The sequence below is a fragment of the Actinoplanes philippinensis genome, from assembly GCF_900113015.1.
Classification (GTDB): Bacteria; Actinomycetota; Actinomycetes; order Mycobacteriales; family Micromonosporaceae; genus Actinoplanes; species Actinoplanes philippinensis.
The window spans coordinates 241,933-255,393 of the sequence record NZ_FONV01000007.1 but is presented as its reverse complement, the minus strand read 5'-3'; the positions used below and the strand labels follow the sequence as shown (position 1 = coordinate 255,393).

Annotated in this window: 15 protein-coding genes; 11 read left to right on the top strand and 4 right to left on the bottom strand. The window is 71.2% G+C overall.

Features of this window, described 5'->3' with window-relative positions; all coding sequences use genetic code 11:
• The first annotated feature begins 84 nt into the window (after nt 1–84).
• Genes BM290_RS49880 through BM290_RS19890 form a run of 3 tightly spaced genes read left to right on the top strand, consistent with a single transcriptional unit; the run spans nt 85 to nt 2,194 of the window.
• Nucleotides 85–777 (top strand): MFS transporter, encoded by a 693-nt coding sequence (locus BM290_RS49880; RefSeq protein ID WP_239143606.1) that lies wholly within the window; start codon nt 85–87, stop codon nt 775–777.
• Nucleotides 678–1,592: an MFS transporter gene (locus BM290_RS49875; RefSeq protein WP_239143605.1), complete on the top strand. Its 915-nt coding sequence runs from the start codon at nt 678–680 to the stop codon at nt 1,590–1,592. Before BM290_RS49880 ends, BM290_RS49875 begins: the two co-directional genes overlap by 100 nt.
• A complete protein-coding gene (locus tag BM290_RS19890; RefSeq protein WP_093616186.1) occupies nt 1,589–2,194 on the top strand; it encodes an acyl-CoA-like ligand-binding transcription factor in 606 nt (201 codons plus the stop codon). The genes BM290_RS49875 and BM290_RS19890 overlap by 4 nt, the downstream gene beginning before the upstream one ends.
• Here the strand turns inward: BM290_RS19890 and BM290_RS19885 are convergent.
• Entirely contained in the window at nt 2,160–2,798 is a 639-nt protein-coding gene (locus BM290_RS19885) for a TetR/AcrR family transcriptional regulator (protein ID WP_093616184.1), read from the bottom strand. The two genes, BM290_RS19890 and BM290_RS19885, sit on opposite strands and share 35 nt — an antisense overlap.
• 82 nt (nt 2,799–2,880) lie before the next feature.
• Here BM290_RS19885 and BM290_RS19880 point away from each other — a divergent pair, with 82 nt between their 5' ends.
• From BM290_RS19880 to BM290_RS19865, 4 genes are all read left to right on the top strand, one after another.
• Complete coding sequence (locus BM290_RS19880; protein WP_093616182.1) at nt 2,881–3,555, top strand: SDR family oxidoreductase; 675 nt, start codon at nt 2,881–2,883, stop codon at nt 3,553–3,555.
• Nucleotides 3,556–3,623: 68 nt separating this feature from the next.
• Entirely contained in the window at nt 3,624–5,162 is a 1,539-nt protein-coding gene (locus BM290_RS19875; RefSeq protein ID WP_093616180.1) for an alpha/beta hydrolase, read from the top strand.
• Between the two features lie 9 nt (nt 5,163–5,171).
• Complete coding sequence (locus BM290_RS19870; protein ID WP_093616178.1) at nt 5,172–6,641, top strand: GntP family permease; 1,470 nt, start codon at nt 5,172–5,174, stop codon at nt 6,639–6,641.
• A 316-nt stretch (nt 6,642–6,957) separates the two neighbouring features.
• A complete protein-coding gene (locus tag BM290_RS19865; RefSeq protein WP_093616176.1) occupies nt 6,958–7,707 on the top strand; it encodes a class I SAM-dependent methyltransferase in 750 nt (249 codons plus the stop codon).
• 635 nt (nt 7,708–8,342) lie between these two features.
• On the opposite strand, the gene BM290_RS19860 is transcribed toward BM290_RS19865, so the two are convergent.
• From BM290_RS19860 to BM290_RS19850, 3 genes are all read right to left on the bottom strand, one after another.
• Nucleotides 8,343–9,377, bottom strand: coding sequence for an NAD(P)H-dependent flavin oxidoreductase (locus tag BM290_RS19860; protein WP_093616174.1), 1,035 nt, complete (start codon nt 9,375–9,377; stop codon nt 8,343–8,345).
• Nucleotides 9,374–9,655 (bottom strand): hypothetical protein, encoded by a 282-nt coding sequence (locus BM290_RS19855; protein ID WP_143133846.1) that lies wholly within the window; start codon nt 9,653–9,655, stop codon nt 9,374–9,376. The genes BM290_RS19860 and BM290_RS19855 overlap by 4 nt, the downstream gene beginning before the upstream one ends.
• 94 nt (nt 9,656–9,749) lie before the next feature.
• Nucleotides 9,750–10,496 carry an SDR family NAD(P)-dependent oxidoreductase gene (locus tag BM290_RS19850; RefSeq protein WP_307837941.1) on the bottom strand — a complete coding sequence of 249 codons (747 nt, stop codon included), beginning with the start codon at nt 10,494–10,496 and terminating at the stop codon, nt 9,750–9,752.
• A gap of 602 nt (nt 10,497–11,098) precedes the next feature.
• Here BM290_RS19850 and BM290_RS19845 point away from each other — a divergent pair.
• From BM290_RS19845 to BM290_RS19830, 4 genes are read left to right on the top strand one after another with little or no spacing between them, the layout of a single operon-like run.
• The gene (locus tag BM290_RS19845) at nt 11,099–11,413 is read left to right on the top strand and encodes a WXG100 family type VII secretion target (RefSeq protein WP_093616168.1); all 315 of its coding nucleotides are present in this window, start codon (nt 11,099–11,101) and stop codon (nt 11,411–11,413) included.
• Between the two features lie 18 nt (nt 11,414–11,431).
• The gene (locus BM290_RS19840) at nt 11,432–11,710 is read left to right on the top strand and encodes a WXG100 family type VII secretion target (protein ID WP_093616166.1); all 279 of its coding nucleotides are present in this window, start codon (nt 11,432–11,434) and stop codon (nt 11,708–11,710) included.
• Nucleotides 11,711–11,734: 24 nt separating this feature from the next.
• A complete protein-coding gene (locus BM290_RS19835; protein WP_093616164.1) occupies nt 11,735–12,136 on the top strand; it encodes a hypothetical protein in 402 nt (133 codons plus the stop codon).
• 10 nt (nt 12,137–12,146) lie between these two features.
• Nucleotides 12,147–13,424, top strand: a complete 1,278-nt coding sequence (locus BM290_RS19830) for a WXG100 family type VII secretion target (RefSeq protein ID WP_093616162.1) — start codon at nt 12,147–12,149, stop codon at nt 13,422–13,424.
• Nucleotides 13,425–13,461: the final 37 nt, after the last annotated feature.

The window sequence follows — 13,461 nt, the reverse complement described above, 5'->3', positions numbered from 1 at the left end:
AACGGCCCGCAGGAAGGCGCGCCGACCCGCACTGCTAGTCGAACAATCTGGTAGTGACTTGATTTTGAAAGCTACTGTCATTTCATGGTTGCTTTCGAAAACACCCACCGGTGGTACGCCCTGGCCGCCCTCGCTCTGTGCACCGTCGTCATCGGGCTGGACAGCACGGTGCTCAGCGTCGCGCTGCCCACGCTGGCCCGCGATCTCGGCGCCACCACCGCCGACCTGCAGTGGTTCACCACGTCGTACCTGCTGGTGCTGGCCGCGGCGCTGCTGCCGGCCGGCATGCTCGGCGACCGGTTCGGCCGCAGACGCCTCCTGCTGATCGCGCTGGTGATCTTCGGGGGTGCGTCGGCAGCCTGCGCCCTCGCCGGCACGATCGGGCAGCTCGTCACCGCACGGGCGGCCCTCGGCCTCGGGTCCGCAGTGATCATGTCGCTGATCGGCGCGATCCTGACGGTCCTGTTCGACGAACGGGAGAGGCCCCGCGCCCTCACCATCTGGATCACCGCGAACGCGCTCGGCATCCCGATCGGCCCCCTCCTCGGCGGCTGGCTGCTCGACCACTTCCACTGGGGGTCGGTCTTCCTGATCAACCTGCCGATCGTGGCGCTCGGGCTGATCGCGGTCGCGGTCCTGGTCCCCGAGTCGTACGGCGACCGCGCCCGCGCTTCGACGTGCCCGGCGTCCTGCTGTCGGCCACCGGCCTGGTCGCCGTCACGTACGGCGTCATCGATGCCGGGGAACACGGCTGGACCGAGGGGCGCGCTCCACTGATCATCGCGATGGGGGTACTGGTGCTCGCCGTGCTGGTGTGGTGGCAGCGGCGGGCCGCCGCGCCGCTGATCGATCTCGCGCTCTTCCGCGACCGGTCGTTCGCCGGTGGCACCCTGCTCGCCACGATCGCCGGGTTCGCGTTCTTCGGTCTCCTCTTCGCCCTGCCCCAGCTCTTCCAGGCGGTCGGCGGCGCGGACGCGTTCGGCGCCGGGCTCCGCCTGCTTCCGGTGATCGGCGGCCTGATGGCCGGCGCCCGGATCGGTGAGCGCCTGGCTGCCCGGACCGGCCCGCGGGTGGTGATCGCCGCCGGGCTCACGCTGATGGCCGCCGCCCTGTTCACCGGGGCGGCCACCGATGCCGCAGCTGGCTACGGCGTGGTCGCCGCATGGATCTCCGTCGCCGGGGTGGGTCTCGGTCTCACCATGCCGACCTCGATGAACGTCGCGATCAGCGCTCTCGGCGCCGAGCGCAGCGGCGTCGGCAACGCTCTCATCCAGGCTGTCCGGCAGGTCGGCAGCGCGATCGGCGTGGCCGTGCTCGGCACGGCGCTCAATGCCGGATACCGTTCGGCGCTGCCCGCGACGGCGGGGGCGGAGTTCCGGGACAGCGCCGCCACCGGTACCACTGCTGCTCAACGGCTCGGCGACGACGGGCTGCTCGAGGCGGTGCGGGCGGCGTTCGTACACGGCATGGATCTGTCCCTGATCCTCTCCGGCGGTGTCGCCGCGGCCGGGGTGGTCCTCGCCCTGGTGATCCTGCCTCGCGGCGCGCGAGCCGGGCGGGAGCCGGACGTGCTGGCAGAATCGGGGTCATGAGCACCTCCCCGACCGGCCTGCGCGAGCGCAAGAAGGCGAAGACCCGTGCCGCCATCCGCGAGCACGCGATGCGGCTGTTCGAGGAGCAGGGGTTCGCCGCCACCACCGTCGAGCAGATCGCGGAGGCGGCCGAGGTCTCGCCCAGCACGTTCTTCCGGTATTTCCCGGCCAAGGAGGACGTCGTCCTCGTCGACGACGTGGACGCGGTGCTGGTCCAGGCGATCCGCGCCCAGCCCGCCGACGTGGCCCCGATCGAGGCGATCGTGCGGGCCCTGCGCGACGTGTTCGCGAACATGGACCCGGAGACCTGGGCCTGGGAGCGGCGCCGGCAGAAGCTGGTGCTCGGCGTGCCGGAGTTGCGGGCCCGGATGATGCATCAGATGACCGGCGCGATCGACCTGATGGCGGAGGTGATCGGCGAACGGGCCGGGTTGCCGCCCGACGACTTCTCGGCCCGGGTGACCGCCGGCGCGGCGGTCGGCGTGATGATGGCGGCTCTGCCCGCCGCGCGACTGACCTCCGGCGAGGGGGTCACGCCCGACGATCATCGGCGCGTGCTGCACGCCCTCACCCTCCTGCAGCAGGGGCTTCCACTGGGTTGACGTCGCGGAGGCCGAGGCTCTCCCGGGCGGCGGTGAGGATGCGGTCGGAGAGGGCCGTTCCGGCCGTCGCGCGGGACAGGATCAGGGCGCCGACCATGGTGCTGAGCGTGGCCAGGCCGGCGTCTGCTCCCCGGTCGGCCTGCTCCCGATCTTCTCCGCCGGTCGGGTGTCGGTCTCCGTCGGCCGGGTGTCGGTCTCCGCCGGCCAGATATCGGGCGAAGCCCTCCACGCCCTCGGCGTAGGCCCGGCGGGTCGCGTCGCCGCCACCGGAGCGGGCCACGTCGCCGCCGAAACCCGCCGAGGGGCAACCGGCGCCGGGATCGTCGCGGTGCCCGGCCGACAGGTACGCGTCGATCAGCGCGGCGGGGGAGCCGGTGTCGCCGAGAGCAGCGGCCTGCTCGGCGAACGCCCGGATCACCGCCTCGGCGACCAGCGCGTCCTTCGAGGCGAAGTGCTTGTAGAAGCCGCCGTGGGTCAGCCCGGCCTCGGCGGTCACGTCGGCGACGCTGACCCCGGAGATCCCGCGCTCACGGAAGAGGCGCGCGGCCGTCGTGACGATGCGTTCCCGGTTCTCGGCGGCCTGCGCCTGCGACACCCGTCCCATGACCCCCACTATAGATTATGTGTGTCATCTATTACTCCCACGACTCTGGCGCTCGTTAGATGATGGTCATAATCTAATTCGCATGGAACTCACCAGCGCAGTCGCCGTCGTCACCGGAGCCAACCGCGGATTCGGCCGCCACCTCGCCGCCCAGCTGATCGAGCGCGGCGCCACGGTCTACGCCGCCGCCCGTACCCCCGAATCCGTCGACCTGCCCGGCGCGATCCCGCTCCGGCTCGATGTCACCGACCCCGAGTCGGTGGCCGAGGCGGCCGTGACCGCGGCCGACGCCACCCTTCTGATCAACAACGCCGGCGTCGGCGTGGGCGGGCCGATCCTCGACGGCGACCTGGACGGCATCCGGCTCGACATGGAGACCAACTACTTCGGCACCCTGCTCGCCACCCGGGCGTTCGCGCCGGTCATCGAGCGCAACGGCGGGGGAGCGGTGCTCAACGTGCTGTCCGTGCTGTCCTGGCTGCACCCGGGCGGTTACGGCTCCTACTCGGCGGCGAAGGCGGCGGCCTGGGCGCTCACCGGCGCCAGCCGTGATCTGCTCGCCCCGCGCGGGATCACGGTGACCGGGCTGCACGTCGGCTACATGGACACCGACATGGCCGCCGCCGTCCCGGCCGACCAGAAGAGCGACCCGGCGGTGGTCGCGGCGCTCGCCCTGGACGCGGTGGCCCGCGGCGACGCCGAGATCCTCGGCGACGACCTGACCCGGGGTGTCAAGGCGCAGCTGTCCAGCCGCTGATCGGACCCCGTTTGCATCGGCAGACTTGAATGGGCGGCGACTCTGTCACCGACACGTGAGGTCTGCCCATGCGTCGCACGACCGTACGTCTGGCCGTACCCCTGATGCTCCTCGCCCTCCTCGGCCCGGCAGTGCCGGGAGCCGCCCACGCCGCGCCACCCGCCGGATCGCTCGCGGACACCATCGACTGGGGGCCGTGCGCCCCGGAGGACGAGGCGCCCGAACGCGTCGTCTGCGGCGAACTGGAGGTGCCCGTCGACTGGTCCCGGCCGGGCGGCTCCACCGTCACCCTGGCCCTGGCCAAGCTGCCGGCCTCCGACCCGGCCCGCCGGATCGGCCCCCTGCTGATCAACCCCGGCGGGCCGGGCGGCTCGGGAGTGAACTTCGCCTACGGCGCCGCAGAGGCGTTCTCCGACGTCATCACCGACCGGTTCGACGTGATCGGGTTCGACCCGCGCGGCCAGGCCCGCAGCCAGGTGATCACCTGCGACAGCGATGCGCTCGACGCGCAGGGGGCCGTGCTGTACCCGCACAGCGCAGCCGAGTACGCGACGCTGCGGGCCGCCAACCGGGCGCTCGGCCGGTCCTGCCACGACCTGTCCGGGCCGCTGGTGAAGTTCGTCGACACAGCCAGCGTGGCCCGCGACATGGACGCGATCCGTGCCGCCATCGGCGCCCGCAAGATCAGTTACTACGGGGTGTCCTACGGGACCATGATCGGTCAGCAGTACGCCGAGCTGTTCCCCGGCCGGATCCGGGCCCTCGCGCTGGACTCGAACATGGACCACTCGCAGAGCATCGCCGACTACCAGAAGTGGGAGACGCTCGCCATGGAGGACTCGTTCCTCCAGTTCGCCTCCTGGTGCGACCGGACACCGGCGTGCGCGCTGCACGAGCAGGGCGCCCTCGCCTACTTCGACGACCTGTACGCGAAAGCCGAGGCGGGCGAACTGGTCGTCGACGGCATCACCTTCCTGCCCGAGTTCCTGACCCAGATCACCTTCGGCTACCTGTACGACCCCGCCGGCTGGTTCGCGCTCGCCGACGACCTGATCGATCTCGGTAACGGAGGCGGCTCGGAGACCCGTCGTCGCGGCGAGCCAGCGCCCAACGGCTACCTGCCCGTCATGTGCTCCGACTTCCACTTCGACGTCGGCGGCTACCAGCGGCTGCGGGCACTCGAGAAGGCCCAGAACCGGCTCGCCCCGCACACCCGGCTCAGCCCCATCGCGTGGACCGACCTGACCTCCTGCCAGAACTGGCCGTACCGGGTCACCAACCCGCCGCACCGGCTGCACGCGTCACCGCAACTGCCGCCGATCCTGCTCGCCAACAGCCGGTACGACGTCGCCACCCCGTACCAGTGGGGTCGCAGCCTCGCCGGCCAGCTGCCCAGCGCCACGTTCCTCACCTACGACGGCGTCGGGCACGGCACCTACTGGCTGAGCCCCTGCGCCCAGGCCGCGATCGACACCTATCTCGTCGACCGGCGGCTGCCGGCCAAGGGCACCCACTGCCCGGCCGTCTTCCCCGAGTCGCCGGCCACCCGGAAATCCGCGCCCGGCAACCCGCTCACCCCGGGATTGAGGACTGTTACCGCGGGGTAAACGCGCCGCATGACGGAGACCATCACCGATGCCGGCACCGCCCAGCTCGTGCTCGCGGCGGTGCTCGGCATCGCGGCGGTGGTCCTGCTCATCGCGTGGGCCAAATGGCATCCGTTCCTCGCTCTGATCACCGGCGCCGGCGTCCTCGGCCTCGCCGCGGGCGCCGCGCCGGCCGACACCGTCGACTCGTTCACCAAAGGCCTCGGCACCACGGCCGGCGGCGTCGGCGTCCTCATCGCGCTCGGCTCGATGGTCGGCGCGCTCCTCGCCGAATCCGGCGGCGCCGACGGCATCGTGAACCGCATCGTCAACGGCGTCTCCGGGGCCGCCCTGCCGTGGGCGATGGCCGGCGTCGCGGCGCTCATCGGGCTGCCGCTGTTCTTCGAGGTCGGGGTGGTGCTGCTCGTCCCGATCGTGTTGCTCGTCGCCCGGCGTACCGACGTGGGCCTGCTCCGCCTCGGCATCCCGGCGCTGGCCGGCCTGTCGGTGCTGCACGGCCTCGTGCCACCGCATCCCGGGCCGCTGGTCGCCATCGACAGCCTGCAGGCGGACCTCGGGCTGACCCTGATGCTCGGGCTGATCTGCGCGGTCCCGACGGTGATCGTCGCGGGTCCGGTCTTCGGCAACTTCATCGCCAAGCGGATCCCGCTGCCGGTCCCGGCGCTGCTCTCCGCCTCGTCCGGCCCGGCTGCCACCGGCGCCGACCGGCCGGCCACCGGACCCGTCGGCGGTCAGGACTTCGTCGACCGCGACGACCTCGCCGACCCGGTCGGCCCCGGCAGGACGGTCGACGAGCAGCTCGGCCCGCGCCGCAACCCCGGCTTCTGGGCGGCCGTGCTCACCGTTCTCCTGCCGGTCGCGCTGATGCTCGCCCGCGGCGCCGCCGAACTCCTCCTCCCCGAAGGCGACGCCGTCCGCGACGTTCTGGAAGTCATCGGCGAACCCGTGGTGGCCCTTCTCGCCGGCGTCTTCGTGGCCATGTGGGCCCTCGGAAAACGAGCCGGATTCGACCGCAGGGAAACCAACGCGGTACTGGGCGGCGCACTTCCGCCGATCGCCGGAATCCTGCTGATCGTCGCCGCGGGCGGCGGCTTCAAACAGGTCCTGGTCGACGCCGGCGTCGGCAACGTGATCGCCGACGCCGCCCGCGACGCCAACATCAACGCCCTGCTCCTGGGCTTCCTGGTGGCCGTCGGAATCCGGGTCGCCACCGGTTCCGCCACCGTCGCGACAATCACCGCGGCCGGCATCGTCGCCCCGCTGGCAGCCACCCTGGACCGTCCCGAGGTCTCCCTGCTGGCCCTCGCCATCGGCGCCGGTTCGCTGTTCTTCTCCCACGTGAACGACGCCGGATTCTGGATGGTCAAGGAATACTTCGGCATGACCGTCGGCCAGACCATCAAAACCTGGTCGATCATGGAGACGATCATTTCGGTGGTCGGTTTCGCTTGCGTCATGCTCCTCTCACTCTTCATTTGATTCTCGTACGGCTACGAAAAGTGCCGAGCCTGTCCGCGCGAGGTGGCTGCCCGCTCCCGGCCGCAGCGCGCCCGCCGGGCTGAGGCCGCTGGTCACCCTGCCCCGTGCCGCCCGGTTTCCGGCCGGCCGCCGTTTCGTGCCTGCTGCTTCGCGGCAGTTGTCTTGCGGCGGTTGCTTCGTGGCGGTTGCCTCGCGGCGGTTGTCTTGCGGCGGCTGTTTCGTGGCGGTTGCTTCGTGGCGGTTGCCTCGCGGCGGACGCATCGCAGCGGCGGCGAACTCGGTGGACAGTTCAGCAACGGTGATGGATGGTCCGGAGATGGATACGACGACCCGGTCCAACCGGGACGCCTGGGAAGCGGCGTCCGAGAAGCACGTCCGCGAATATCCGGAACTGCTTGCCGAAGCGGCCGCCGGCACCTCGCTCACCCCACTCGAACGCGACCTGCTCCGCGACGTTCTCCGGGATGCGCCGGACGTCGTCCACTGGCAGAGCGGCCACGGCGCCGACGACATCGGACTCCTGCAGGCGGGCGCCCGCTCGGTGATCGGCCTCGACTACAGCGCGGTGGCCGCCGGCGCCGCCCAGCGCCGGGCCACCGAACTCGGCGCCGACTGCCGCTACGTGGTCGCAGCCCTGCCCGGCGCCCCACTGGCCAGCGGTTGCGCGGACCTCGTCTACACCGGCAAGGGCGCCCTCATCTGGATGCCCGACCTGAACGAGTGGGCAGCCGACATCACCCGCCTGCTACGCCCGGACGGCCACCTCTTCCTCTACGAGGAGCACCCCGCGGCCCCGCTGTGGACCTGGGACGCCGACGAGCCCCGAATCCGCCCCGACCGCAGCTACTTCGCCCCCAGCCACGTGAACGACTCGTTCCCCGCAGGCGGCGCCGTCCAGTGGCAGCGAACCCTGGCCGAGGTGGTCACCGCCGTGATCACCGCCGGCCTGCAACTGCTCCACCTGGCCGAACACCCGGCCCCGTTCTGGCGAATGGGCGGAGTGGACGCCGCCGCCTGGCACGGCCGCCTGCCGAACGCCTTCACCCTCCTGGCCCGCCGTCCCTGACCGGCAGACCGCGCCCGGGCAGCCCCGATCGCCCACCACCGCCGAACGCGCGCACATCGCTGTGGGCTCTCCCAACCCTCGCCGGTCCACGGGAAGATCCCTCCAGTCGAGTCGAGGAGCAGCCGCTGACTCGCGCCAACGGTGATCGATTTCGGGCAGCGAGCGGATGACAGAACGAAAGCGAGCATCGTCGCGCGAAGCGAGCCGACGTAAGGCGTCCATCGCCCAACCGTCAGCTCCGAACTCTCCCGCGATCTCGCCGACCCCGGCCATCGGCCCGGCGCACGGGGAAGCCGCAGGCCCTTTGAGCACCTGCGGGATCCACGACCCCGGTCGAGGACCGCCGAGTGTCGTCAAGCTTTCCCACGACACCTCACAGCCGTGCCGCTCAGCTGTGTCCCGGCACTGTGATCAGGGCAAGATTCCGCAGCTGAGCGACGGTCGGCGGGCAGCCCCTTGGTCACAAGGCGGTTCGAGGGTCCCTAACGGCGTCCCGCGTCCCGCGCGCCGTGCCCGTGCCTGGCACTCCCCGCGCCCGGTGCCCGCACCGTAGGCGCAAGCTGATCAGCGCGCCCCGCAGGCACAAACGAGGAGGACCGGCCGCATGGCTGGAGGAGGCTTCGGAGGGGAACGGGTCACCGGAGGGACTTCAGGTAGTCGGCGGCCGGGAGGGGACTGGACAGCCGGGCGGCCTGGCCGGCCCAGAGATTCACGTAGGTGGCGTCGTCGCGGGCGGCGCCGGCCGCGCGGAGGGGGCGCATCAGGGTGTTCTGGACCGGGTAGGCGGGGACGGCGTCCTCGGCGGCGGCGAGTTCACGGATCAGGGGGTTGATGATCGCTCGGGCGTGACGGCCGGAGAACAACCTGGTCAGCACCGTGATGTGGGCTTCGGGACCGGCCAGCGCGGCTCGGTGGACGGGGCTTGCTGCGGATTCGGCGGTGGCCAGGAAACCGGTGCCGATCTGCACACCGTCGGCGCCCAGTGCCATGGCCGCGGTCACGCCGCGCCGGTCGGCTATGCCGCCCGCCGCGAGAACCGGGGTCCGCACCGCGTCGGCGACCTGGGGGATCAGCGAGAACGTGCCGACCAGCGACTCGGCGAGCGGGCGCAGGAACGCGCCCCGGTGGCCGCCGGCGTCGCTGCCGGAGGCGATCACCACGTCGAGGCCGCCCTGGTCGAGGGCCACCGCCTCGTCGACGGTGGTGGCGGTGCCCAGTGTGACGATGCCGCGGCGGCGGGCCTCGTCGATCACGCGTGCCGGTGGGACGCCCATGACGAAGCTGATCACCGGCGGCTCGGCGGCCAGGAGCGCATCGACCTGGTCGTCGAAGAGCGGTGGCGGCGTGTAGCCCTCGGGGACCGGCAGGCCGAGACGCTCATACAGCGGACGGAGGCGGTCGAAGTCGGCGGGCGAGGGGCGCAGCTCCTGCTCACCGGGATGCGGCACCCACAGATTGACGTTGAACGGCAGGCCCGCGGGCACGGCCACCCGCAACTCGCCGACCAGGGTGGTGATGGCGTCGGGCGTCAGGTGGTTGGCCCCGAACGAGCCGAGCCCGCCGGCCGCGCTGACCGCGGCGGCGAGCGGCACCGAGGACATGCCACCACCGAACGGCCCCTGCACGATCGGATGCTCGATGCCGAGCAGGCTGGTCAGGCGGTCGCTCATGAATGCCCTCCTCCGGCGTGGCGTGCGCCCCTGAACGCTACGCCTGGGCGGCGGCGGAACCACCGGTTCGACGGTGGGGTGAACATCAGGGCCGTCGCGGTCAGGACAGCGATGACGTGGAGGGTGCGGACGGCCCCGAAGACGAGGCCGGCCGGAGTGCTGCCGGGGAGCGCGGCGGTGACCACCGGCACCGTCTCCACCGTGCCGGCGCCGACGGCGGCCAGCCAGATCACGAACGCCACCCGCACCGTGGCGGGCGCTTCCCGGATATCGTCCATGCCCTGATGCTCGTCCGCCGCCCGAGCCTCCGACATACCGCCGGCATTGCTCTTCATGGTGGTGCTGGGTCTACCCACCACCTTGGTCGGCCGTCTATCGGATGCGGTGGCGCGCCTCCGGGTCGGGGCCGTTCGCGGACCGGCCGCCGTCGACCGGCAGGATCACCCCGTTGACGAAACCGGCGGTGCCGGACAGCAGGAACGCCACCGCATCGGCTGCCTCACCGGCCGTTCCGGGCCGTCCCAGCGGGTGCAGCGCCGCCATCTGGCCGTCCACCTCGGGATGGCCGGCCCGATATGCCGCCGATCGTGCCGTCGTGATCGAGCCGAGGGCCACCGCGTTGGTGCGGATCCCGTCCGGCCCGTGATCGACCGCAACCGCCCTGGTCAGCCCCTCGATCGCGGCCTTCGCGGTGGCATACGGCAGCGCGCCGCGCACCGGCCGCTGCGCCTGGTGCGAGGAGACGTTGACGATCGCCCCGGGCCGCCGATGCTCGCGGAAATGGTTCACCGCGGTGTGGCAGCCGGTCACCGCGAGCGCCAGGTTGGCGGTGATCAGCTCCAGGATGCGCGCGGCCGGCGCGCCGATCAGGTCGGCGTCGTCGAAGATCGCGGCGTTGTTGACCCATCCGCGCAGCGGCCCGGCGGCCTCGGCGGTCGTCGCGGCCCGCAGCGCCACTTCCGGATCGGCGGCGTCCCCGGAGATCAGGACCATGCGGGGGTACGGCGGAACGAGCCGATCGGCCACGTCCACCACCACGACGGTCCCGTCCGCGGCGAGGCGCTCGGCGATGGCCCGCCCCACACCGCGGGCGCCGCCGGTGACGACGAACGAACTCATGGCCACCATCCTGTCGCACGGAACACGGCCGGGAAATCGGTGACCCACCGCCTCGGCCCGGCGGCCGCGTCGCGGTCGTGCGCCGCGCGGACGCCGCGCGGACAGGCTCGGGAGTGGTGGTGCGGCGAAGGGCCGCCCACGCCGTACCCCGCATGGATTTTTTTGCCTACGTTGAGTGACCGGATTTCGGCCTCCCGGACGACCGGGCCCTCGGCCTCACGGTGTGTACCTGCCTGCTGACCAGGTGACAATCGCTGTTCCTGGAGCCGGAGTACGGGATCCGATCGGGGGGACTATGACCTTGTTCTCACTGACGGTCACCGTGATCCACGCGACGCGCGGGTGGACGCCCGCTGACGTGCGTTTATGATCCGTCCTTTTTGGTCCTGATTACGGCGTGCCCGAACCGCCGGGCGTCGGCCGCTATGGCATTCGACACGAGTCATTGTCCGTTTTGCGTTTTGCCAGCGGAAATGGGGGCCGCGAGGATTGGCGTGAATCGGCTATTGTCTCAGCACAGGTCTCCGTCCGGGTAGGAGCACATCAGGAGCGCAGCGGGCGCGATGAGATGTTCCCCCGGCGTGTCGAAGGGATGACGGGGTATGACCGGACCGTTCAGAGTCGATCAGGCCACGCTGGCCACCGCGGCCAGCGATGTGCGGTCGACGCGCACCGAGGTCGACGGGCAGCTGAAGTCGCTGCAGGGCAACGTCCAGGAGCTGGGTTCCGCGTGGAAGGGCCAGGCCGCGACCGGGTTCTCGAACCTGATGCAGCGCTGGGACACGGATGTCAAGAAGCTGCTCACGGCGATGGACGAGATCGCTGATCTGCTGGACAAGTCGGGCAATGTGCACGCCTCGAACGACGAGCAGCAGAACTCGATGTTCAACCAGTTCAACTCGGCCGTAAATCCGTAAGCGGGGGAGTCAGCAAGCATGAGCGAGATCCTTGTCAACTACGCGGCGTTGGAGAACGCCAACTCCCAGATCCAGGCGGCCGCCCGGAGCATCGAGGAGAAGCTGGACACGCTGCGGACCCGTCTGCAGCGGATGCAGTGGGACGGTCAGGACCAGGAGGCGTATGCCGCGCACCAGGCCAAGTGGGACCAGGCCATCGCCGACCTGAACGGCATCCTCGCGCAGATCGGTGGCGCCGTCGGCACCGCCCGTGAGAACTACATGAGCACCGAGGCGAACAACGCCAAGGTCTGGTAAGCATTTCCGGCGCAGGGAGGCACCATGGGGGAATTCACGGCGGCGGACGCGAAGGGCCTGACCGAGCTGAAGGTCGATGTCGCGCACCTGGCGAACATCACGTCGTACCTCAACGCTCTGTCGGCCGCCATCACCGACGACCTGCGGCCGGGGGTCTACGACGCGAACCGGCTCGCCTCGACGGGCGGTGACGAGAGCCGGTCGGCGCTGGGCGACCAGATCCCGGTCGCCGACGAGCTGAAGACGCGGATCGCGGCCACCTTCCAGGCGGTCGACTCGTCACTGAAGAGCCTGGCGACGCAGCTCGAGGTGGACGGGGCCGCGATCACCACGCTGGCCGAGAAGTACAAGACGGCCGAGGAGCGCAACGCGCTCACCGCGTCCGAGTTCATGTCCGCGGTGAACGCCTCCCGGAACAAGGTCTAGGAGGCCGGTCATGCCGACATGGGAGCAGATCGTCGAGCGCGTCTGCATCAAGAGCAACTACTTCAACCTCGAGGCCTCCGCCACGCAGTGGAGCTCGGTGTTCCGGCAGATCGACGAGTTGCGGACCGCGATCAACACGCTCTCCACCAACACGGAGAGCTGGCAGGGGGCCGCGGCCGACGCGTTCCGCGAGCACCTCAAGGGTCACAGCGACATGCTGGAACGACTCGCGGAGGACCACCGCAAGATCGTGCACGGGCTCAACGGCGCGCACGACCACCTGCAGACGGCGGTCAACACCATCGAGATCCCCACCTGGATGTATTCCGAGGTGGAGAGCCGGCAGTCGGCGTACAACCAGGGCGCCGAGATCCCGGGGTACGAGGAGGGCACGTTCGCCCACGGCTACCTGAAATACGTCATGGGCGACGGCATCTCCAACATCCCGCTGATCGGTGACGCGTGGAAGGCCGTCGACGGCTGGATCCGTGACCGCGAGGGCGCCGCGATCGAGGCGTACGAGAAGCTGGTCGGCGGCTACGGCGGCGAGGTGCCGAACATTCCGGAGGGCACCGCACGCAACCCGGGCGGGGTCGACGGGTCCTCGGACTTCACGCCGACCGGCAGTCCCACGCCCAAGGTGCCGTCCGGCGCGTCCGCGGCGAACGGCGGGTTCACCCCGACCGGGATGGACACCACGAGTCCGAGCACGGTGTCGAGCTTCGACCCAGCCGGTGGCAGCGGCACCGGCGGCACCGACACGTTCGATCCGTCGTCGAGTTCGTTCGATCCGGACTCCAGCTCGTTCGACCCGTCAGGCTCCTCCGGGACACTGCCGCCGGGCAGCAGCCTGGCCGGCGCCGGTGGTGGCGGGTTGTCCGGCGCCGGTGGCGGTGGCCTCGGTGGCCTGGGCAGCGGCACCCTCGGCGGCGGCGGTCTCGGCGGTCTCGGTTCCGGCGGTGGCCTGGGATCCGGCGGCCTGGGCGCGGGCGCGCTCGGTGCCGGCGGTGGCCTCGGTGCCGGCCGCGGGCTGGGCGGAGGTGCCGGCCTGGCCGGCAGCAGAGTGCCGCCACTGGGCCCGTCGGTCGCTCCCGGCGGCGGGGCCATGGGCGGCGCGGGCGCCGGCCGTGGCGGCCGCGGCGGCGGTCGTGCCGGCATGGGCGGCATGGCCGGCGGTGGCGGGCACGGCGGCCACGGGGGAGATGACGGCGAGTATTCGACCTGGCTCCAGGAGGACGACGACGTGTGGGGCGGCGACAACGCCACTCCGCCCGGCGTGATCGCCTGACCGGGCCACGAGAGGAATCACGATCAAGATGCGCCGA

What these genes read in the sequence shown, in the direction of transcription:
- BM290_RS49880 (WP_239143606.1), top strand. Translation starts at nt 85, where the DNA reads ATGGTTGCTTTCGAAAACACCCACCGGTGGTACGCCCTGGCCGCCCTC.
- BM290_RS19890 (WP_093616186.1), top strand. Translation starts at nt 1,589, where the DNA reads ATGAGCACCTCCCCGACCGGCCTGCGCGAGCGCAAGAAGGCGAAGACC.
- BM290_RS19885 (WP_093616184.1), bottom strand. Translation starts at nt 2,798, where the DNA reads ATGGGACGGGTGTCGCAGGCGCAGGCCGCCGAGAACCGGGAACGCATC.
- BM290_RS19880 (WP_093616182.1), top strand. Translation starts at nt 2,881, where the DNA reads ATGGAACTCACCAGCGCAGTCGCCGTCGTCACCGGAGCCAACCGCGGA.
- BM290_RS19875 (WP_093616180.1), top strand. Translation starts at nt 3,624, where the DNA reads ATGCGTCGCACGACCGTACGTCTGGCCGTACCCCTGATGCTCCTCGCC.
- BM290_RS19870 (WP_093616178.1), top strand. Translation starts at nt 5,172, where the DNA reads ATGACGGAGACCATCACCGATGCCGGCACCGCCCAGCTCGTGCTCGCG.
- BM290_RS19865 (WP_093616176.1), top strand. Translation starts at nt 6,958, where the DNA reads ATGGATACGACGACCCGGTCCAACCGGGACGCCTGGGAAGCGGCGTCC.
- BM290_RS19860 (WP_093616174.1), bottom strand. Translation starts at nt 9,377, where the DNA reads ATGAGCGACCGCCTGACCAGCCTGCTCGGCATCGAGCATCCGATCGTG.
- BM290_RS19855 (WP_143133846.1), bottom strand. Translation starts at nt 9,655, where the DNA reads ATGGACGATATCCGGGAAGCGCCCGCCACGGTGCGGGTGGCGTTCGTG.
- BM290_RS19850 (WP_307837941.1), bottom strand. Translation starts at nt 10,496, where the DNA reads ATGAGTTCGTTCGTCGTCACCGGCGGCGCCCGCGGTGTGGGGCGGGCC.
- BM290_RS19845 (WP_093616168.1), top strand. Translation starts at nt 11,099, where the DNA reads ATGACCGGACCGTTCAGAGTCGATCAGGCCACGCTGGCCACCGCGGCC.
- BM290_RS19840 (WP_093616166.1), top strand. Translation starts at nt 11,432, where the DNA reads ATGAGCGAGATCCTTGTCAACTACGCGGCGTTGGAGAACGCCAACTCC.
- BM290_RS19835 (WP_093616164.1), top strand. Translation starts at nt 11,735, where the DNA reads ATGGGGGAATTCACGGCGGCGGACGCGAAGGGCCTGACCGAGCTGAAG.
- BM290_RS19830 (WP_093616162.1), top strand. Translation starts at nt 12,147, where the DNA reads ATGCCGACATGGGAGCAGATCGTCGAGCGCGTCTGCATCAAGAGCAAC.